This window comes from Cellulosimicrobium sp. NPDC057127 (genome assembly GCF_042670945.1).
In the GTDB taxonomy this organism is placed as follows: domain Bacteria; phylum Actinomycetota; class Actinomycetes; order Actinomycetales; family Cellulomonadaceae; genus Cellulosimicrobium.
Map to the genome: position 1 here is coordinate 212,117 of NZ_JBHUUP010000003.1, position 20,288 is coordinate 232,404.

16 protein-coding genes are annotated in these 20,288 nt (G+C 73.0%); 7 read left to right on the forward strand and 9 right to left on the reverse strand.

What is annotated here, in order from left to right; all coding sequences use genetic code 11:
• Positions 1 to 111: 111 nt before the first annotated feature.
• The 4 genes from ACFTZA_RS04445 to ACFTZA_RS04460 form a co-directional block, all read right to left on the reverse strand.
• On the reverse strand, positions 112 to 3,999 hold the full coding sequence (locus tag ACFTZA_RS04445; protein ID WP_378191196.1) for a hypothetical protein: 3,888 nt from the start codon (positions 3,997 to 3,999) through the stop codon (positions 112 to 114).
• 53 nt (positions 4,000 to 4,052) lie between these two features.
• The gene (locus ACFTZA_RS04450; protein ID WP_378191198.1) at positions 4,053 to 6,659 is read right to left on the reverse strand and encodes a discoidin domain-containing protein; all 2,607 of its coding nucleotides are present in this window, start codon (positions 6,657 to 6,659) and stop codon (positions 4,053 to 4,055) included.
• A 211-nt stretch (positions 6,660 to 6,870) separates the two neighbouring features.
• The gene (locus ACFTZA_RS04455) at positions 6,871 to 8,721 is read right to left on the reverse strand and encodes an amidase family protein (RefSeq protein ID WP_378191200.1); all 1,851 of its coding nucleotides are present in this window, start codon (positions 8,719 to 8,721) and stop codon (positions 6,871 to 6,873) included.
• Between the two features lie 83 nt (positions 8,722 to 8,804).
• Positions 8,805 to 9,569 (reverse strand): cohesin domain-containing protein, encoded by a 765-nt coding sequence (locus tag ACFTZA_RS04460; protein ID WP_378191202.1) that lies wholly within the window; start codon positions 9,567 to 9,569, stop codon positions 8,805 to 8,807.
• 179 nt (positions 9,570 to 9,748) lie between these two features.
• Between ACFTZA_RS04460 and ACFTZA_RS04465 the strand changes: the two genes are divergently transcribed.
• The 3 genes from ACFTZA_RS04465 (at position 9,749) to ACFTZA_RS04475 (ending at position 12,106) form a co-directional block, all read left to right on the forward strand.
• Complete coding sequence (locus tag ACFTZA_RS04465) at positions 9,749 to 10,177, forward strand: hypothetical protein (protein ID WP_378191205.1); 429 nt, start codon at positions 9,749 to 9,751, stop codon at positions 10,175 to 10,177.
• A gap of 32 nt (positions 10,178 to 10,209) precedes the next feature.
• The gene (locus tag ACFTZA_RS04470) at positions 10,210 to 11,310 is read left to right on the forward strand and encodes a DNA glycosylase AlkZ-like family protein (protein WP_378191207.1); all 1,101 of its coding nucleotides are present in this window, start codon (positions 10,210 to 10,212) and stop codon (positions 11,308 to 11,310) included.
• A gap of 73 nt (positions 11,311 to 11,383) precedes the next feature.
• The gene (locus ACFTZA_RS04475) at positions 11,384 to 12,106 is read left to right on the forward strand and encodes a hypothetical protein (RefSeq protein ID WP_378191210.1); all 723 of its coding nucleotides are present in this window, start codon (positions 11,384 to 11,386) and stop codon (positions 12,104 to 12,106) included.
• 4 nt (positions 12,107 to 12,110) lie between these two features.
• Here ACFTZA_RS04475 and ACFTZA_RS04480 read toward each other — a convergent pair whose 3' ends face one another.
• The gene (locus tag ACFTZA_RS04480; protein WP_378191212.1) at positions 12,111 to 13,913 is read right to left on the reverse strand and encodes a GDSL-type esterase/lipase family protein; all 1,803 of its coding nucleotides are present in this window, start codon (positions 13,911 to 13,913) and stop codon (positions 12,111 to 12,113) included.
• A gap of 141 nt (positions 13,914 to 14,054) precedes the next feature.
• Between ACFTZA_RS04480 and ACFTZA_RS04485 the strand changes: the two genes are divergently transcribed.
• Entirely contained in the window at positions 14,055 to 14,609 is a 555-nt protein-coding gene (locus ACFTZA_RS04485) for a putative immunity protein (RefSeq protein WP_378191214.1), read from the forward strand.
• 126 nt (positions 14,610 to 14,735) lie between these two features.
• Here the strand turns inward: ACFTZA_RS04485 and ACFTZA_RS04490 are convergent, their stop codons facing one another.
• On the reverse strand, positions 14,736 to 15,092 hold the full coding sequence (locus tag ACFTZA_RS04490; RefSeq protein WP_378191216.1) for a nuclear transport factor 2 family protein: 357 nt from the start codon (positions 15,090 to 15,092) through the stop codon (positions 14,736 to 14,738).
• Between the two features lie 59 nt (positions 15,093 to 15,151).
• Complete coding sequence (locus ACFTZA_RS04495) at positions 15,152 to 15,880, reverse strand: alpha/beta fold hydrolase (protein WP_378191217.1); 729 nt, start codon at positions 15,878 to 15,880, stop codon at positions 15,152 to 15,154.
• Between the two features lie 123 nt (positions 15,881 to 16,003).
• On the opposite strand from ACFTZA_RS04495, the gene ACFTZA_RS04500 reads away from it, so the two are divergent.
• The gene (locus ACFTZA_RS04500) at positions 16,004 to 16,654 is read left to right on the forward strand and encodes a GntR family transcriptional regulator (RefSeq protein WP_378191219.1); all 651 of its coding nucleotides are present in this window, start codon (positions 16,004 to 16,006) and stop codon (positions 16,652 to 16,654) included.
• A 48-nt stretch (positions 16,655 to 16,702) separates the two neighbouring features.
• On the opposite strand, the gene ACFTZA_RS04505 is transcribed toward ACFTZA_RS04500, so the two are convergent.
• Both ACFTZA_RS04505 and ACFTZA_RS04510 read right to left on the reverse strand, forming a co-directional pair.
• Positions 16,703 to 17,416 carry a class I SAM-dependent methyltransferase gene (locus ACFTZA_RS04505; protein ID WP_378191222.1) on the reverse strand — a complete coding sequence of 238 codons (714 nt, stop codon included), beginning with the start codon at positions 17,414 to 17,416 and terminating at the stop codon, positions 16,703 to 16,705.
• Positions 17,417 to 17,752: 336 nt separating this feature from the next.
• Entirely contained in the window at positions 17,753 to 18,079 is a 327-nt protein-coding gene (locus tag ACFTZA_RS04510) for a hypothetical protein (protein ID WP_378191224.1), read from the reverse strand.
• A gap of 145 nt (positions 18,080 to 18,224) precedes the next feature.
• On the opposite strand from ACFTZA_RS04510, the gene ACFTZA_RS04515 reads away from it, so the two are divergent.
• Positions 18,225 to 18,869 (forward strand): GntR family transcriptional regulator, encoded by a 645-nt coding sequence (locus ACFTZA_RS04515; RefSeq protein ID WP_378191226.1) that lies wholly within the window; start codon positions 18,225 to 18,227, stop codon positions 18,867 to 18,869.
• On the forward strand, positions 18,866 to 20,233 hold the full coding sequence (locus tag ACFTZA_RS04520) for an MFS transporter (protein ID WP_378191229.1): 1,368 nt from the start codon (positions 18,866 to 18,868) through the stop codon (positions 20,231 to 20,233). The genes ACFTZA_RS04515 and ACFTZA_RS04520 overlap by 4 nt, the downstream gene beginning before the upstream one ends.
• Positions 20,234 to 20,288 lie beyond the last annotated feature (55 nt).

Genomic DNA, 20,288 nt, shown 5'->3' on the forward strand with positions numbered 1-20,288 from the left:
GTGCCGACGGTTCGGGAAACGGCTCAGCCCCCGTACCGGATGGTACGGGGGCTGAGCCGCATCGGACTGGATGCAGTGCGGGGCCGGGCGGTCGCCCGGCCCCGCACGAGGTCAGCAGGTGGGCGCCGGGAAGGCGACCTCCTCGACGCTCTCGCGGTCGTCGCCGCCCGACGTGCGGGCGGTGACGGTCACGGCGCCGTCGGCCGCGGCCGTGCGGACGGCGAACGCGTGGTAGGCGTCCTTGCCCGGCGCGACGGCCGTGACGGTCTTCGTCCCGTACGGCGTGTCGAGCTCGACGTCGAGCGCGACGTCGTCGTCGTTCGTCACGCGCACCGCGAGGTACGGCTTGCCCGCGAGGCAGCGCGTCTGCACGACGGCGGTCGTCTCGACGCCCTGCTCCGCCTCCTCGCCCGCGACGGCGACCCAGCTGATCACCGGTGCCTCCGTGCCGCCGTCGTTGGCCACCGTGTAGGTGACGACCGTCGGCTCGTCCAGCGTGAACTCGCCGGAGACGACGGCGCTGCGACCGGAGCTGCCGTTCGGGAAGGCGACCGTGCCGACCGGGACGCTGACGGCCTGGCCGTCGGCGCCCGTCCACGAGACCGAGGTCTGCATGTTGCGGGCCTTGCCGCCGCCCGGGTTCCACCACTCGGTGTGCCCCGACGTGACGGTGTAGGTGCCGGCGGGCAGGCTGAACCGGTACGACAGCGGCGTCGAGGCGCCGGCGGTGTACCAGCCGGTCTCGCGCATCTTGTCGTACGGGGTCTGGTTCAGCAGGCCCTTCGCCGTGTAGTTCGCGACGCGGCCCCAGCCCGCCGTCTCGGACCACACGGCGTCGGCCTGGGCGTTGCGCAGCGCACCGCCCTGGGCCTCGACGAAGGACCGCACGGTGGGGTAGGCGGTCGCCGCCGGGACGGCCGGCGCGTTCGCGTCGACGAAGTACTGCAGGCCGTCGGGCACGACCTCGACCTGCGCGCTCACGGCGAGCGACTCGTTGTCCGCGAACGTCCCGGTGACGGTGACCATCGCGTACGGCGTGTCGAACGCGCCGGCGGGCACGAACCAGTCGACGGGTGCGTCGATCGTCGTGCCGGCCTGCGAGGTCGCGCGGACGGTGGCGGGCAGCTCGGGCGTCTGCCCCACGGAGGTGGCCAGGCGCGCGACGGGCTCCGCCACGGTGACCGGGGTGGTCTCCGGGTCGGTGACGACCGGCGGCGCGCCGCCGACGAGCACGTCGACGCCGTCGAGCGTGAACGTGCCGCTGCGCACGGTCACGGTGACCGTGTGCGGCGTCGACCCGTCGAGACCGCGCTGCCAGTACGACGTCTGGCGGTCGCCGGTCGAGCCGACGTTCACCGTCCGCACGGGCTGGTCGTCGACCGCGACGTCGATGGTCGCCGCGCCGGTGGCGCCGAACAGGTTGAACCCGGTCCCGTCCACCTCGAACGTCGCCGAGCGACCGGTCGACAGGGCGTGGAGGGTGCGGTTGAGGTGCGCGTAGCCCGACTGCTGGAAGGTGGAGCCACCGGGGTAGGAGATGCGCGCGTCGGCGTCGTCGATCTTCACCGACTCCCACGCCTCGCCCTCGATCGGGGTGATCGCGAGCTCGTCGTACCGGGTGTTGTAGTAGCCGCTGACGATCGAGATGCGGCCCGTGAGCATCGGGTTCGTGCTCGCGTCGACGTAGCGGGCGAGCGGTGCGTCGTCGAGCGCGACGGTGATGACGGTGTCGCGCGCCTCGACGGAGAGCGTGTGCCACGCGTCGGCGTCGAAGCCGGCGACCGTGCCGGACTGCACGACCGTGCCGAGCTTGCGCAGCTGCCACGTCCCGTCGGCGTGCACGCGCGCGGTGTACGTCGCGAGGTCCTCGCCGGCGGGCACGTGCTGACGCACGCCGAGGCCGGCGAAGTTCGCCAGGCTCGCGTCGCGCACCTGGGTGTCGAGCCGGAAGTCGACCGACGCCGTGTAGTTGGCCCACGACTGGTCGCCCAGCACGGTGGCCGGGGGAGCGGTGGACGGACGGTCCTGCGCGTGGCTGCCCCACACGTCCCACGTGTAGCCGCGGTTGTCCGCGTGGATCTTCTGCACCATCACGTTGCCGCGCTCACCGTCGCCCTCGACGACCTCGAACGCGCCGTTCTGGTCGGCGGTGTACCGCGGCGAGCCGCCGCGGCGCTCGACGTACCCCATCTCGACGCCGTTGACGTCGGCCGTCGGGTAGTCGTCGTACTCGAAGTCGTCCGTGTAGGGCAGCTCGAGCACGGTGTCCTCGGCGGGCGAGGCGTAGTCCGCGCGGTCGTACGCCTCGGTCGTGCCGTGGACGCCCTGCGGCAGGGTCGACAGCGTCTGGATCGAGTACGGCGCGATCTCGACCTGGTAGACGGAGTGCTCGACGCCGTCGACGGTCTCGGTGCGCACGGGCTCGACGTAGCCGGTGGGGCGCAGCCAGTTGGCGTCGTACTCCTCGCCCGCGTCCGGGCCGCGCGTCTCCCACACCGTGAGCGGCCGGGGCTCGCCGAGGTTGGCGACCTTCACCTCGAAGTGGCGCGCGGTGCGCGTGTTGTTCGCGTGCACCTGCGTGAGCTCGGGCTCACCCTCGGCCGACGCGGGCGTGCGCAGCGTCATGTACGTGCGCGTCGAGGAGTCGACGTTCGTGCCGCCGTCGCCCTTCGTGCCGTCGCCGTAGGTCGCGCCCTCGACGTACTCCCAGCCCGCCTCGGCGAACTGGTGGAAGTGGCGCACGGTCGCGACCCCGATGCCGCCCTCGTAGTACCCCGACCACGGGTCGGAGGCACGGATGAGGTGCTTCGGCGAGTACTGCGTGCCCTCGTACATCGCGCTCACCGCGGGCTGGAACAGGAACGACGTCATGTGCGCCGGGTTGTCCCCCGCGCCGGACCAGCGGTACGCGTTGATGAAGCGGTCCGCGATGTCGACGGCGCCCACGGTGCCGCCGATACCGCCGCGCGCCGGCTCGGCGTTGATGCGATACTGCGGGTCGATCATCGGCGCGACGCCCTCGGAGTACAGCACCTCCTTGCCGAACTCCTTGTTCAGGCGCGTGAGGTTCGGCCCGCCCGCGATGTCGTAGTGGTACCCGATCGCGTCGACCTGCTCGAGCGCGGCCGGGCTCGCGAGGATCGCCGCGGCGACCGGCTCGACGTTGCGGTACGTGTCGAGCGCGACGATCTTGATGTCGCCGTAGTCGTAGCGCGCGTCCGGCGCCTCCGCGTCCTCCTCGAGCCGCTCGGCGAACTCGACCGTCCACGCCAGCTCCGGCGCGATCGACGGCTGGTGGAAGCTGCCGCCGATCTCGTTCTGCGACGGGCTCATGTAGGTGAACTCGACCCCGTACGTGTCGTACGCGGCGTCGATCGTCTCCTTGTACCACTGGTAGCGCAGGTCGTGGTCCGTCTTCGTCCACGACGGCTCGCCCCAGCGCAGCGCCTCGGTCTCGATGTCCGGGTTGATGGACAGCGCGTCCGCGATGAAGTGGAAGCCCGCACCGCGCAGCACGTTCGCGGGTTCGTCGGCGCTGCGCTTCGTCGCGGGCTCGGTGCCCGACGACGTGTTTGTGTCCGAGCCCATCTCGACCTTGATGTGCCGCAGGCCTGCGCCCGTCTCCGGGTCGAAGATCAGGCGCATGATGCGCCAGTACGCCTCGGGGTTCTCCTCCTTGTAGTCCAGGAGGAGGTTGCCCGTGTTGTTGCACGACACGGAGCCGAACCCGCCGAACACGTTGAACGGAGTGCCGTCCGCGCGGCGCTCGACGTCCTCGCCGTCGACGAGGATCTCCTTCCAGTCGATGGAGGGGTCGTCGAAGCGCAGCTCCGGCAGGTCGGCCGGGATCTCTGCGGTCGCGCTCGGCGTCGCCGGCACGGGGGACGACGCCGCGGGCGTCGCCGCCACGAGTCCGGTGACGGACAGCGCGAGCGCCGTCGTCACCGCCGTCGCGGCCCGCGCGGGCGCACGCCCCGCGGATGGTCGGTGCAGTCTCATCGTCTGCCTTCCTGTCGCCGCCGTCGGCGACATGGTGCGTGATGGGTGGAGGCTCAGCCGCAGGTGGCGGCGGAGGTCGTGAGGTCGTGCTCCGCCGTGACCGTGCGGTCGTCGACGACGGCGCTCGCCGTCACCGTGACGGCCGTCTCGTCGACGTCGACTGCCCGGGTCGCGAACGCCTGGTACGCGTTCTTTCCGGGAGCGACGTCGGCCGCGGTGCGCTCGCCGTACGGCGTCGTCAGCGTGACGTCGAGCGGGACGTCGTCGTCGTTCGTCGCGCGGACCGCGACGTACGCCCGGCCGGCGAGGCAGCGCACCTCGGCCTGCGCCGCGACCGCGAGCTCGGGCTCGGCGACGGGCACCGTGCCCGCGACCGTGAGCTCGCTGATCTTCAGGTACGAGCCCGGCGTGTCGAACGTCAGGCGCAGCGCGTCGGACGTGACGGCGTCGAAGGGCACGGTCGTCAACGTCCCGTTCGCCGCGGGGGCCACGGCGCTCGCGGTGGTCGGCTGCCACGCGCCGTCGGCGTCGCGGTGCTCGACCGTGATGCCCGTGATAGTGCCCTCGGTGTTGGTGAGGCGCACGGCGTCGAGCTGCCACTGCTCGGCCGCCTCGACGGTGAACGTCACGCGGTCCTTCTTGCCCGTGCCGCCGGCCCAGGTCGACCAGGCGGTCGACGGGTTGCCGTCGCACGCGTTCGCGGCGGGCATGGTGCCCCACTCGGTCTGGTGGAACGACGCGCTGACGCGCGTGCCGGGCTCGCGGCAGACGTCGACGGGGCCGTCGACGTGGACGGTGGCGCTCACGTACCGGCCGGCGAGGGGGCCGTCCCCGGCGACGTGTCCGACGAGCGTGTGCGTGCCACGCGTGGCGAACGCGGCGTCGAGGCTCCTGGCGCTCCAGTCTGCGGTGAGGCCGTCGTAGCGCTGCCCGTCCACGGTGACGTCGAACGTCGGGGCGAACGCGTCGCGGTCGTCGACGTGGGTGGTGAACTCGAGCGGCTCCACCGGCTCGAGCGGGTGGAACAACGTGGTGTTCTCCGGGTCCCACGCGCCGACGTTCTCGACCGTGGCGTGCCCGTCGCGCACCTGGATGGGCGCCCACACGTAGCGCGAGCGCTCGCCCGCGGAGCCGTTGGACTCTGTGATCCACCGGTCGCCCATGTAGGCGAACCGGCCCGCCTCCTGGTCGAGCGCGATGACGAACGTCGGCTGGGAGTCGAAGCACTCGACGGGGTCGGCGTTGCCGACGCCGGAGCGAGCGGGATCGCCGACGCACGGGTTGCCGAGTCGCTCCCACTGGCCGTTCGCGGGGTGCCGGTTGTTGTCGCCCACCACGGCCTCGGTGGGCGTGATCATCGACCGCGACCGGTACGCGACGACGGGCGTCGAGGCCCAGCCGTCGGTGCCGGACGTGAACATGTAGTACCAGCCGTCGTGCTTGAAGACGCTCGACGCCTCGCGCGAGTAGTCGGGCAGCACGCGGTTCGAGAAGTCCTCGCCCAGCACGGCGTCGTCGCCCTCGGCGAGCGGGCCGGTGTACTCGGCGTTGAGCCGCGAGACGTACATCCACGTGTTCATCTCGGACGAGTAGACGGCGTAGGCGTCGTCGGCGACCGGGTCGACGGTGTGCACGTCGGTGTCCTGGAAGACCGTCATGTCGCGCGAGTCGCCCTCGCGGCCGGCGTTCGGCACGCCCGGCGCCCAGTTCATCTTCGTCGTGTTGACGAGCTTGAACGGGCCCCACGGGGTGTCCGACGTCGCGAACCCGATCTCGGCGCGCGAGTACCGCGAGCCGACGTTCTGGTCCGCCGGGTCCCCGCTGTCGCGGACCCAGCGCACGAGGTCGGCGTTGTCCGCGAGCGGCCCGTCGGCGTGGTAGATGATGACGAACTTCTTCGTCCTCGCGTTCCAGAGCATCTTGGGACGCTCCATGATGTTGATGTTGCCGTTGAGGCGGTACGACGCGTTCGCGAGCGCGGCCTCGTCGTACGTGGCGGCGACGCCCGCCGCCTCGTCCGCCCACGTCTCGACGTAGGGGGAGACGAACGCCTTCGCGGCGTCGATGTCCTCCTGCGTGGACTGCGCGTCGGGCGCGGTCTTGTTCGCGACCGCCTTGAGCGCGTCGAGCTTCGCCGGGTCGACCTCGACGGCGTTGCCCGCGCCGTCGACCCGCAGCGTGAAGTGCTGGTGGCTGGGGAGCACCCGGCCCATGTCGTGCCACGTCGTGAGGTCGGTGGACCAGTAGCCGCGCACGCCGTCCACGGGACGCGTCGCGTGCGTCTTGTCCTCGCCGTACCAGAGCCAGACGTCGTCGTCCGTGTCGCCGTCGCCGGTGATGTCGAGGCCGACCTCGGCCTCGTGGACGCTGACGACCGATCCGCCGTGGGCCTTGATCGGGTTGCCGTCGGCGTCGTTCCAGACGGTGCCGTCCGGTGCGGGCACGGTGCCTGAGACCGCGGGTTCGGTCGCCGACGGCGCGAGACCTGTCGCGGTGGGGGCGATTGTCTCGGCGGTCCCGGCTGTGGCGGGGGCGCCGGCGGCGAGCGAGCCGCCGAGCACGAGGGCCGTCGCGGCCGCGAGGGTGGGGGCGAGGCGCTTGCGAGGGCGGGCGGGACGGGCAGTCGGGTGCGGTCGGGGTCCGGCGACGTCGTCGGGCACGAGGATCTCCTTCGATCATGCGGCGCGGCACCCACCGATCAACGGTGATCGTTTATGTTCGTTCGGGTGCTCCGCCGTTCGTTCGTGCACGAAAGTATGCGGCGGGGTGAGGCGCGTCAACCGGCCTCGGGCACGTGAAGCGAAACGATCAGGCGGCACGACGACGGCCGGCCCCGGGCGGGGACCGGCCGTCGTCGGGCAGGTGGCTCGCTCAGCCGAGCGGGCCGTAGAGCGCCGGGGTGGTGCGCGCGTGCGTCGCCTGCTCGAGGGCGTACGCGAGGCCGAGCAGCGGGCCCTCGTCGAAGTCGCGCCCGAGGAGCTCGAGGTTGACGCCGGCGCCTGGGATGGTGCCGTCCGCCTCCGTGGCCTGGCCCATCGGCACCGTGACGGCCGGCAGCCCCGTGTTTGGGCTCAGGCGCAGGTTCGTGCCGATCGTGCCGTACGGGTTGCCGCTCGGGTAGACGAGCGCGTCGAGGTCGGCGTCGTCCAGCATGGCCTCCACGAGGGTCTTGCCCTCGGCGAGGACGGCGGTGTGCGTGCCGGTCGGCCCCGCCCACGCCTCGTACGTCTCCTCCGTGACGGCGGCCCGCGACTCGTACGTGCTCTGCCGGGAGGTCACGAACCGGCCGGCGGCGATGATCTCCGGGATCGTCCGCGCGGTGACGGCCGGGGAGAGGTGGTTCGCGACGTACTCCTCGAGGTCGTGGCGGAACTCGTTCGTCGAGCCCGACCCCTCCGACAGCACGCTGGCGAACCCGTTCGGCAGGACCGGCGAGTACGACGTCGGCGGGGTGACCTCGACGACGGTCGCGCCGAGCGACTCGAGCGTCGCCCGCGTCTCGGCCCACAGGCGCAGCGTCGTCGCGTTGTTCCCGAGCATCGACGGCACGTACCCGATGCGGGCGCCGTCGAGCGCGTCGGCGTCGAGGTACTGCGTGTAAGACGCCGGGACCTGGCCCTCCTGGCGGAACGTGACCGGGTCGGCGGGGTCGGTGCCGACCACGGCGTCGAGCGCGACGGCCGCGTCGGTGACCGTGCGGGTCATGGGGCCGCCCGTGTCCTGGCTGAGGGCGAGCGGGACGATGCCGTCGCGGGACGCGAGGCCGACCGTGGGCCGCACGCCCACGAGCTGGTTGTACGACGACGGCACGCGGATCGACCCGCCCGTGTCGGTGCCGAAGCCGATGCCGGCGAGGTTCGCGGCGATCGCCGCGCCGGTGCCGCCGCTCGACCCGCCGGCGGTGCGGCTCGTCGAGTACGGGCTGGCGACGAGCGTCGAGGAGCCCGCGGCCTGGTGGGAGGAGAACTCCGACGCGAACCCGAACGCGAACTCGTCGAGGCTCGCCTTGGCGAGGATCACGGCACCGTCGGCGCGCAGGCCCTCGACCATCGTCGCGTCGGTCGCGGTCTGGTTGTCGTCCCAGCAGCCGCAGCCGGCCGTCGTCACCATGTCGACGGTGTCGTAGTTGTCCTTGACCGCGACGGGCACCCCGAGCAGCATGCTCGTCATGCCGTCCTCGGCGCGGACGGCGTCGGCCTGCTTCGCGGCGTCGAGCGCGACGTCGCTCGTGGAGATGATCGACGCGAGCGGTCGGCCGCCCGCGGCCGTGTCGACGAGGGTGCGGTCGTACGCCGCGATGCGGTCGAGGTACTCCTGCGTGATCTCGACGGAGGTGGTGACGCCGGCGTTCATCGCGGCCTGCATGTCGACGGTGGTGGCCTCGACGAGCTCGAACGGGCCGTCGTCGTAGACCATGCGCTGGGAGACGGCGGCGAGGTCGGCGACCGTGAGGGTGCCGTCGCCGTCGGTGTCGGCGAGCGCGATGTCCTTCCACGCCTCGTCGTCGGACGTGAGGCCCAGGGAGCCCGCGAGGACGGCCAGATCGTCGGCGGTGACCTGCGCGTCGCCGGTGAGGTCGAGCTCGGTGTAGTACGGCGCGAGGAAGCCGCTGGGCGCGGGCGCCTCGGTCGCGCCGGTCGCGGCGGGCGCCGCGGCCAGGGCGCCGACGACGCCGGTGAGGGTGAGCGCGGCGATCCCCGCGCGGCGGTGCGTGCGGGTCACGGCGCCGTCCTTCCGGGAGCTGGGGGCCGGGGCGGGCGACGTGGCGCCGCCTGCGGGCTCGGGTGCGGGGTGCGTGGTCCGGCTCATCGGGACGCCACCGCCCGCCGGCGCGCGACCAGGACACCGACGCCCGCGGCGACGGCGAGCAGCGCGGCCGCGACGATCGCGGCGACGCTCGCGCCGGTCGAGGCGAGCGGTCCCCCCGAGCCGCCCGACCCGCTCGTACCGCTGCCGGAGCCCACCGTGGAGGTCGGCGTCGGGTCGGGCGAGCCGTCGTCGTCGGGGACGCTCGTGCCCGGGTCGGTGGGCGTGTCGGTCGGCTCGTCCGTCGGCACGGACGCGGCGGTGATCGTCGTCGTAGCGGTGCCCGCATCGGTGAGGTCCGCCGTGGCCGTGTCGGTGCCGACGAGCGTCACGGCCGGGACCGCGAACGCCGCGTCGCCCGCGGCGACGGCGGTGAAGGTCAGCGTCGCGAGGGCCACGTCACCCGCGAGGCCGGGCGACGAGCCGAGGCGCGTGTGCGCGACGGCGACCGTGCCCGCGCCGTCGTCCGTGACGTGGGAGAACCCGCCGTCGGGTGTGACGGCGCTGTCGGCCGCGTAGGACACGAGGTCGGGGTCGTAGGCGACCGCGAGGTCGTACGCGTACAGGTCGGCGGCGCCGGTGACGGCGACGGTGACCTCGACCGGGTCACCGGCCTCGACCGTTGCCGGCGCGGTCACGTCCAGCGAGACGACGGTGGGCGCGGCGTGGGCCACCGGGGCGGCCAGCAGGCTCGCGGCGAGCGCGAGACCGCCGGCGAGCGCGGCGCGTCGTCGTGCGCGACGGCGCGTGGGTGCGTGGGTCATGGGGGAGCGGTTCCTTCCTCGGGCGGCGGAGACGTGCGGGGGCCCGGGTCGCGGGCGACGCCCCCTGCCGAGACGGATGCTCACAGCAACCTGTTTCACCCGCGTTTCACCCGTGTAAGCACGACGGGCTCGTCGCGCACGCCCTCGTCACAGCCGAGCGGAGCCGCTAGCGTCCTCGCATGATCCGCAGAGACGACGTCCTCGGCCGGTACGTCGCGGCAGGGAAGTCCATCCCCCTCCTGACGCTCAGCGAGTTCTTCGACGACAACGCCGACGAGGAGTCGCTCGCCCCCAACCAGTGGGGCGAGGGACGGCCACCGCTCGCCGAGATCGCCCGACGGCTCGGCACCCTCGACGACGACCCCGCCGTCTCGTGGGTGCGCGTCCAGCTCCACGAGGAGACGTTCGAGGACGGCGTGGACTGGGTGGCGGCCGAGGCCGTCGCGATCTGCACGTCGCTCGATCCTGACGACGTCGCCGCGCGGCTCGACGTCGACGAGCTGCAGGCCGACGGGGTGATCGACGGCTACGTCTACGACGAGGACGCGTTCGCCGACGCGCCACCCGCCCCGCCCGGGCACCGCGTGCTCTCCCTCGTCTGGGACTGACGCGGGGCCACCCGCGCCGGTAGCGTGCGGCCATGCGGGTGACGTGGCCCCAGGCCCTCACGTGGCGACGACGACGACAGCTCCTCGACCCGGTCGGCGACGAGCCGGTCGACGGCGTCGTGCGACGGCTCGGCGCCGTGCCCGCCGCGGCCGAGCCCGAGCTCGCGATCCGGCTGCGGCAGTCAGCGTCGCAGCCCGGCGAGGTCGCCCGGGCGCTCGCGGACGGCGAGCTGCTCGCCGTCTACGCGTTCCGGGGCGCGACCCATCTCGTGACGCCCGAGGACGGCGGTGCGTACCTCGCCCTGCGAGCTGCGGGGAGGATGTGGGAGCGCTCGACCTGGCGCGACTACTACCGCGTCGACCCGGCCGACTGGCCGCGTCTGCGCGTGGCGGTTCGTGACGCCTTGGCTGACGGCCCGCTGTCCCGCGCCGAGCTCGGCGACGCCCTCGCGCAGGACCCTGCGTACGCCCACCTGCGCGACGCGTTCGCCGACCCGTCCCACACGTTCCTCAAGCCGTTCGTGTGGCAGGGAGACATGAGCTTCGGCCCGCCCCGCGGCCAGGAGCCGACGTTCCAACGCCTTGACTCGAACCCGCGCTGGCGACCGTGGCACGACCTCGACGCCGCCGGGCACCATGCGCTGCTGCACTACGTCGGCACGTACGGGCCGGTCACGTCGGCCCAGGCGCACTACTGGCTCGGCGAGGGCCTCGGCGCCGGCCGCGCGCGCGTCCGGCGCTGGTGGGACGAGCTCGCCGACCGTCTCGCCGAGGTGGACGTCGACGGCGAGCCCGCGACCGTGCTGCGCGAGCACGTCGACGACCTCGCCGTGACCGAGCCGACGACGTCCGTGCGGCTCCTGCCCGGCCACGACCAGTGGGTGCTCGGCACCGGGACGGCGGACCTGCACGTCGTGCCGCCCGCGCACCGGCGCGTCGTCAGCGGCGGGTCGAACCTCGCCGTGGTCGGGGGAGTCGTCGCAGGGACGTGGACCGTGTCGGAAGGCGAGGTCGCGGTGTCGTGGTTCGACGGCGCTCCGGCCGCGCGAGCGGGGACCGAGGCGCTCGCGGCGGAGGTCGAGCGGCTCGGCGCGATCCTCGAGCGGCCGCTGCGGCTCGCCGACGGGACGTGACGACCGTTCTCGCCGGACGCGCCCTGGCGCTGCCCGCCCGAGCGCGCCCGCACGCCGGGTGGACAATGCCCGTATGGCGACGGCTGGGTCCGCCTCGCCCGGAGGCGACGACGTCCCGCGTCTGACGGACGCGCAGCGTGCGCTGCGCACGCAGATCCTCGCGACCGAGCACTGGAGCCTGCTGGCCTCGCGCTCGACGACGCAGAGCGAGGTGCTCACCCGCATCGCGATCTTCCTCACGCTCGTCTCCGCCGGGGTCTTCAGCCTCGGCGTGCTCGGTAACGCCACCGGGTTCCGCGGCTGGTTCGCCGGTGTGGCGATCGGCGTCCTGCTCGTCCTCTCCGTCCTCGGCGCCATGACGCAGCTGCGCGTGCTCAACACCGCCCACGAGGACCTTGCGTACGTGCTGGCGATGAACCGGCTGCGCGGCGCGTACGTGGACCTCGACCCAGGCGTCGAGCGGTACCTCGTCATGTCTCCGGCCGACGACGAGGCCGGCGCGGCGCGCACCTACTACCCGTTCGCGTCACGCGACCGGACGCAGGCGCTCGCGAGCTCGATGCTGCTCATCCTCGTCGTGGAGTCGGTGCTCGTCGGGACGCTGTGCGGCAGCGTCGTCCGGGCGGCGACCGGTTCGGTCGGTTGGGCGGTCGGCATCGGGGTGGTCGTCGCGGTCGCGCACTGCGGGTTCTGGGTGCTGCGTGGATATCGCGGCTACCGCGCCGTGTGGCGGGTGCACGTGCCGCTGCGTCACAGCGTCCCGCCGGCCGGTACCGGGCCGGCGGGGACGCCGTGAGTCGTCAGCAGGTGAGCGCCGGGTGGTCGACGGCCTCCGAGCCCTCGCGGTCGTCGTCGTGCGCCGTGACCGTCACCGTGCCGGCGGTGAGACCGTCGCGCGCGGGGAACGACTGGTAGGCGTTCGACCCCGGCGCGACGCCCGCGATGGTCTTGGTCCCGTAGGCCGTGGCGACCTCGAGGTCGAGCGGGACGTCCTCGTCGTTCGTCACGCGGACCGCGAGGTAGGGGCGGCCGGCGAGGCACCGCGGCTCGACCTGTGTGGTGGTCGCAGGGGTGTCCCAGGCCGGGCTGACGTAGATCGTGTATGCCGCCGAGGCGTCTGTGCCCACGCCGTTGCTCGCCGTCACCGTGAAGCGGTAGGCGAGGGCCGTCGTCGCGGTGCCGCTGATCTCTCCCGTCGTCGTGTTCAGCGTCAGGCCGGGCGGCAGGGTTCCGCGTGTGACGGCGAACGTCGGCGCCGGGTACCCGGACGCCGTGAGGGTGAAGGAGTACGGCTCGCCGACGACGGTCCCGCTCGGTGCGCCGGACGTGATCACGGGCGCGCCCGCGGCGGCGAGCATCTCGAGCGGAATCGAGTCGGCGATCGCCTTCTGGCCGGCGACGTTCGCGTGGACGCCGTCGCCCGTGTCGTACGCCGGGAGGATCGAGTTCGGGTTCGCCGGATCGCGCAGGACCGCGTCGAAGTCCAGCACGCCGTCGCACGTCCCGCTGCAGTCGCCGCCCTCGCGGACGAACGCGTTGACGGACGCCCGGTACTCGTTCTGGAGGGCCGTGTACCCAGGGCGGGCCGTGATGGGCGTGACGAAGACCTTGATGCCCGCGTCGCGGAGACGTTCGAAGATCAGCCGGTAGCTCGCGAGGATCGCGGCGTCCGAGCACCCGTTCGCCAGGTCGTTGGTGCCGTAGTAGAAGATCACGCCCGTCACACCGCTCAGTGCGAGGACGTCGCGGTCGAGCCGCGAGACGCCGTCGAGGCCGCCGCTGCCGCACGCCGGTGCGCTCGTGGTGCCGCTGATGCCCTCGTTGACGACGGCGACCTGCTGCGACGCGGGGAGCTCGGCGACGACGCGGCGCGCGAGCTCGTCCGTCCAGCGCCGGTCCTGGCCGAACGCGTCGCAGCCCGGGCCGCAGTTCTCGCTGCCGACGCCGTCGACGACCGAGCTCCCGTACGCGACGATCGTCCCGGCGAGGTCAGTGTTGTAGACGTCGACCGCGCTGACGAAGTACGTCCACGGCAGGTTCTCGGTGAACGACGCCCCCGAGACCTCGCCGTTGCGGTTGCCTGAGCCGACGGCGGCGCCGTAGTTGTTGCGGCCCGCGCGGTCGTGCAGGCTCGCGACCGTCGGCCGTGCGAGGAAGAACGTCACGGCGAGCTCCTGCTGCGCCGTGGTCTCGATGCTCGTCGGGTCGCTCCACACCTCGCCGCCGACGGGGATCGTCACGGTCTCCGCGCCGTCGAACGTCAGCACGCGGCTCGTGCCGTCCACGATCGCCGGGCCACCCGCGCTCACCGCGAGCGACGTCTGGTCGATGATCAGGGGCCGCGTCCCGTACTGGTTCTGCAGGCGGATCCGCACCGCGTCACCGCCCTGCGTGAGCCGCGTCACCATGCGCATCGACTGGTTGTCGAAGTTCTTGCCCGACACGCGCTGCTGCGACTGCGCCCAGCTCGTGAACCAGCCGTCGTCGTCGGCTGAGGCCTCGATCGTGGTGGGCGCGGTGGCGGCGGTGGCACCACCGCCGACCAGCACGGCGACCGCCGTGACGAGGGCGGTCAGCGTTCTGCGGAAGCGATGCGGCGTCATCGAGGCACCTGGTTTCCTGGTGGCGCTACGCGTGGGCGGTCGGACGTCGTCGTCCGCGCGTACCTCACCGTCGAGGTTGATAGCGTTGTCAGCCGCGACAGTAGCAGCATGTGGGCGACCGATCGACCCTCTGGAGGGTGCGTGACCAGCCAGGACGTGTCGATCGACCTCACCCTGGACGAGATCCGCGCCGTCACCGTGTTCGCCGCACGGTGTGCAGCACGGGCGCTGCCGCTGTACGAGCGCGACACACCCGGCGACGCCCGAGCACGCGAGGCGATCGCCGCCGCGACGGCGTTCGCCGACGGTGGCCCGCGCACGAAGAACCTCCGTACCGTCGCGTTCGCCGCGCTCAAGGCGGCGAGCGAGGCACCGACGACTGCGGCCGAGCATGCGGCGCGGGCCGCGAGCCACGCGGCCGGTGCGGCGTTCCTCCACCCACTCGCCAAGGCGACTCAGGTCAAGCACATCCTCGGCTCGGCAGCACACGCGGCGCTCGCGGCCGAGCTCGACGCCGGCGGCGACCGTGGCGCGGGGGAGGCGGCGGTCGACCGGGCCAGGTCGGACGCCACGGCGACCGTGGTCGACGTGCTGCGCCGCTACCCGGCACCTTCCGCCGGGGGAGGCCGGCTCGGTGAGCTGGTCAGGCGGCTCGACGGCGCGCTGAGGGCGTCCAGCAGCGGACCCGAGGCCTGACGGAGCCACACCGCCCACGGCGCCGGCCTCGGTAGCCCGCCGTCGGACAGCGAGAAGCCCGCCCGGCCCGGAGGGGCCGAGCGGGCCGGTGTGGCAGACGGGCCTCGGCCGAGGTTCGTCGAGCCGTCAGACCTTGATGGCGAGCCGTCTGACGAGCCCGTCCCGGAGCTCGAACTGGTAGCGCAGGGTCACGGTGCCGCCGGGGAAGTCCCCGTCCAGGCGGACGAGCACGACGGCGCGGGAGTCGTCCGCGGCGTCCTGCCCGATGCGGGTGCTCGTGTAGGTGTACTCGGTGGAGGTCCGGGCGACCCAGGCGCGGATCTCGTCCGTGCCCGAGTACGTCCCGCCGTCGTCGAGGACCGTGGCGTCCGGCGCGAAGACCGCTGTCGCGTCGTCATGGCGGTTCTCGTCGCGGGCGTCCAGGTAGGCGACGACCGCTCTGGGCAGGGAAGTGGGGTCGTACGCGGTGCAGGTGTCGTGCATGACTTTCTCCGTTCCGCGGGACGCACCCGCTCGATGATCGCGTCGTGGGCGAGGTCGGGTCAGCGTGCCGTGGTCCGGGCGGCGTCCAGGACGATCTCCGCGACGGCGTCCGGCCGGGAGACGGTGACGGCGTGCGAGGCGTCGACCTCGACGGTCGTGGCCCCGGCGCGCTCGGCCATGAACCGCTCGGACTCGAGGGGGATCGCCAGGTCTTGCCGCGCGACGAGGCTCCACGACGGGATCGACCTCCAGGCCGCCGCCGTCAGCGGGTCGGCGAGCGCCTGCTGGAGGATGGGACGCTGCGTGGCCGCCATGAGGGCTGCGGTCTCGGCGGGGACGTCCGCGGCGAACACGGCGCGGAACTCCTCCGGGCGGATGTACAGGTCGTCACCCGTGCCCCCGCCGGGGGCCGGCGCCGAAATCGGGGTGAGCGCCGCACCGAGCTGGGCGCCCGGAAACTTCGCCGCCAGCTCGCCGGTGCTCTCGCCGATCTCGGGCAGGAAGCTCGCGACGTAGACGAGGGCGGTGACGTCGGGGTTGCCGTCGGCCGCGACCGACATGACGGAACCGCCGTAGGAGTGACCGGCGATCACGACAGGTCCGTCGATGCCGGCGAGGACGCTGCGCAGGTACGCGGCGTCGTGCTCGATGCCGCGGAGCGGGTTGGCGACCGCGAGGATGCGGTGGCCGGCCGCCTGGAGATCGGCGATCGACCCGTTCCAGCTCGACGAGTCCGCGAACGCGCCGTGAACGAGGACGATGGTCTGCTTCGTCGTGGAGGTGCTCATGTCCGTGCTTCCCTTCGTGCGTTGGCCGGGACCATCCCGGCACGCTCACGTCAACCACGTCTGCATGCAATATATTGCATGTCGGTCCGATGAATCACGGCAGTGCTGTCACACAATGGGGGCGTGCCCATCCCCACCCATGCACCCGCCACCGGTCGCACGCTCCTGCGGGACGGCGTCTACGGACGCCTGCGCGACGCGATCATCGACGGCACGTTGGAGCCCGGTGAGCAGCTGCGCGACGGCGAGCTCGCGGCATGGCTCGGCGTCAGCCGAACACCGGTGCGCGAGGCGCTGCTGCGCCTCGCAGGCAGCGGGCTCGTCATCGCGCGACCCGGCCGGTCGACCGTGGTGAGCGAACTCGACCCTCGCGCGCTCCGTGAGGCGCGCGACGTCGTCGCCGCGATGCACCGGTTGGCCGTCGGCAAGGCCGTGCCGCTCCTGTCCGACGCCGACCTCGACGCGATGCGCGACGCCGCCCGCCGATTCGCCGCCGCGGTCGAGGCCGGTGACGTCGACGCCGCCGTCGCCGCGGACGACGACCTGCACGGCGTCCCGGTCAAGGTGGCCGGGAACCGGGCCGTCGCCGACGTGCTCGAGCAGTACACGCCCCTGCTCCGCCGCGCCGAGCGACTGCGCTTCGCCGCGCCCGACGCTCAGGAGTCGATCGCACGGCACGACGAGCTCATCCGGCTGTGCGACGCCCGGGACGCCGAGGGCGCCGCGGCCGTGGCCGCCGGCACGTGGTCGGCCCTGCTTCCCGGCACGGGGTGAGGCGCTCAGCCCAAGACCCGGGCTGGAGGTCCCCCGTGCACGCGCGAGTCAGCCGTCGGTCGTGCTCCGGAGGACGAAGAAGATGAAGCTCAAGAAGGCCGTGCGCTCACCGCTGGCGATGCGCGGCGTGAGCAGCTCGGGCGGAGTCTGCGGTGAGGGCGGCGGCTCGCTCAGGGCTTCGATGGCGAAGCCGGTGGCCGTGAAGGCGTCGACCATCGCGTGCAGCGGCCGGTGCCACATCGTCAGGACGCCTGGCGATCCGTCGAACACGAACTCGTCGGAGTACTGCCGCGTGGCGAAGTAGTCCTCGTCCAGGTGGATGATGACGCTCACGGTGGGGTGGTTGACCGACATGATGAGCCGACCGCCTGGCGCCAGAACGCGGCGAAGCTCGCGCAGCGGTGCCGTCCAGTCCTCGAGGTAGTGCAGGACGAGCGAGGCGACGACGTCGTCGAACGCACCGTCCGCGAACGGCAGCGGCTGTGCGAGGTCGGCGACGTGCAACGGCACGTCCTCACCGAGCCTGCGGCGCGCGAGCTCGACCATCGCGGGGCTGCCGTCGAACCCGGTCATGACGGCACCCCGGTCGCGCAGCGCCGCCGTGAGCGGGCCCGAGCCGCAGCCGGCGTCGAGGATGCGCCGGCCCCGGACGTCGCCGGCGAGCTCGATCATGGCCGGCCGCTCGTAGTGGGCGTTGAACAGGCTCGACGCGTTCTCGGCGTCGTAGCGGGCCGCGAAGTTGTCGTAGTGGTCGGCCTTCATGGGGGCTCCTTCGCTCGGTCGGTCCGACGTCGGGACGCTATCGGGCTCACACGGGCGCGCGGCCGTGACGCCAGGACGTTCACGGCCTCGGCTCGACCCCTCCCGAATTCCGCCGCGAGAGCTCGAGCACGCGGCGTCGCTTCGAGGAGCGACCGGGTATCTGCCTGACTAAGACCGCCGGGCCGGGTAGGTTCGGGCACGAGCCCGCTCAAGGCGCGTCTACCCGGGTAAGGGCGCGTCCAGCCCGCAGTCGGTGAGGGTGGCTGCCCGTTCAAGCCGGGCCGGGTGTCCCGAGGGACCCTCGCGCTGCGGGCGCGATGGGCCCCCGCTCCGCTCCTAGTGCTCGCCCTCGAAGCGCAGGAGCGGGCGGCCGTCGTCCGTCCGCCACACGTGGCCGATCCACTGGGTGTCGCGAACGGGCGGGCGGCGGCCTGTCACGAGCTGCGGCTCGATCCCGTTCCACGCGTGTGACGCTGCCTCGCCGACGAGGTAGCTGAACCCGTCGGGATAGAGGTTCGTCACCACGGCCGCACCGTCGTCGATGAGCTCGCGCCCGATGCGGCGCGTGACGCGCTGGGGAGTGCGGCGGTACACGGTGCCGTCGGGCGTGCGCAGCGAACCGTCCGGAAGCTCTTCCAGCCCGTCCTGTGATCGACGCTCCATCGTCGAAGCGTGGAGCGGCCGGGTCATGTCCGGGTGACGTCGAGTGCGATGGGGGGCCAGGCGCTCCAGCACTGTGGCGCGCGTCATGCGATCTCGGATACGGGTGAGGTCGATCTCGCGCACAGCTAAGATGCATGATGTATCTATGCCTCGCACCACCAGCGGATCTGCCACGGAGCAGGCCTACCGCCACGTGAAGCGGCTTCTTCTCGACGGGAGCCTGCCCGGCGGGTCGATGACGAGCGAGGGCGAGATCGCCGAGCAGCTCGGCGTGAGCCGCACGCCCGTGCGCGAGGCGTTCTTGCGCCTCGAGACCGAGGGGCTGCTGCGCCTGTACCCGAAGCGCGGGGCGCTCGTGGTGCCGGTCGCGCCGGGGGAGGCGGACGACGTCCTCGACGCCCGGCTCCTCGTCGAGGCGCATGCCGCGCAGGCGGTCGTGCGCCTGTCCGACACCGAGCTCGCCACCCTCGTCGCGCTGCTGCGCGACCTCGTCACCGCGCAGGAGGCCGCCGTCGCCGACGGGAACGTCGCCGAGTACGCGACCCTCGACGCGCGCTTTCACGCCGAGATCGTCGCCGCGGGCGGCAACGGCCTGCTCACCGGGTTCCACGCGACCCTGCGGGAGCGCCAGCAGCGCATGATCGCGCACAGCGTCCGGTGGGACCCGGGGCGCGCCACGACGTTCGTCGACGGCCACCGGGGACTCGTCGACGCCCTCGAGCTGCGCGACACCCGCACCTACCTGCGCCGCCTCCACCGCCACCTCGACGACGCGCGGGTCGGCCTGTGAGCCGCCCGACCGCCGTCGTGACCGAGGTGAGCCAGCAGACCCAGGACGCTCCGCGCGTCGGGCACCGGGCGTGGTTGCCCGTCGCCCTGACGATGTTCGCCGTCGCGTGGGGAGGCAACGAGTTCACGCCGCTGCTCGTCATGTACCGGGAGGTGGGCGACTTCTCGGCCGTGACCGTCGACGCGCTCCTCGCCGCGTACGTGCTCGGCATCGTGCCCGCACTGCTGCTCGGCGGCCCGCTGTCCGACCGGTACGGGCGCCGTCCGCTCCTCCTGCCCGCGGCACCCGTCTCGCTCCTCGGCTCGCTCGTGCTCGCCGCGGGGGAGTCGTCCGCCGCGCTGCTCGCTACCGGGCGCGTGCTGTGCGGGGTGGCGCTCGGCCTCGTCATGGTCGTCGGCACCACGTGGGTCAAGGAGCTCAGCGACGCCGCAGCGCGCGCGTCCGGCGTGCCCGACGGCGGGACCGGCGCCCGACGCGCGGGCCTCGCCCTCACGCTCGGGTTCCTCGTCGGCGCCGGCGTCGCGGCCGTGCTCGCCCAGTGGGCGCCCTGGCCCACGCACATGGCGTACCTGCTGCACGGGGCGCTCGCGGCCGTGGCCGGCGCGTGGGTGCTCGGCGTCCCCGAGACGCGCCGACCAGCTGCGGCAAGGGTCGACGGCGCGGGGCGCGGGCGGCTGCTCGACGACCTCCGTGTCCCGGCGGTCGCGCACCGGCGGTTCCTGCGCGTCGTCGTGCCTGTGGCGCCGTGGGTGTTCGGTTGCGCGGGCAGCGCGTACGCGTTGCTGCCCGGGCTCGTGTCCGACCGTGCGGGCGGCACACCCATCGCGCTCTCCGGGCTCATGACGGTGCTGGGGCTCGGATGCGGGGTCGGGATCCAGGTGCTCGGCCGGCTCATCGACACGCGGCGCAGCGCGCGGGCCTCGGTCGTGGCGATGTCGATCGTCGTCGTCGGCATGGGCGTCGGCGCGCTCGCCAGCGCGCGGCTCGACCTCCCGACGGCGCTCGTCGCCGCGATGGTGCTGGGCGCCGGGTACGGGCTCGCGTTGGTTGCCGGTCTCAGCGAGGTGCAGCGCATCGCGACGCCCGTCGACCTCGCGGGCCTGACCGCCGTGTACTACTCGCTGACGTACGTGGGGTTCTGCGTGCCCGTGGCGCTCGCCGCGCTGTCGGTGCGGTGGACGTACGCGCAGATGTTCCTCGGCGGACTCGTCATCGGCGCGACGTGCCTGGTGATCGTCGCGTGCGCGTGGCGTGCGCACCTGCCGACGGGGGAGCGTGATGCCGTGCTGGAGTCCGGCGGCGAGACCGACCGCACAGCCGCGACCGGGGCAAACGGTGCGCTCGACGACGCGCGGATGGGGTAGAGTATCCGAGGCTTCACGGGGTCCGGACCGCTCGGAACCGGCTCAGTGATCCAGC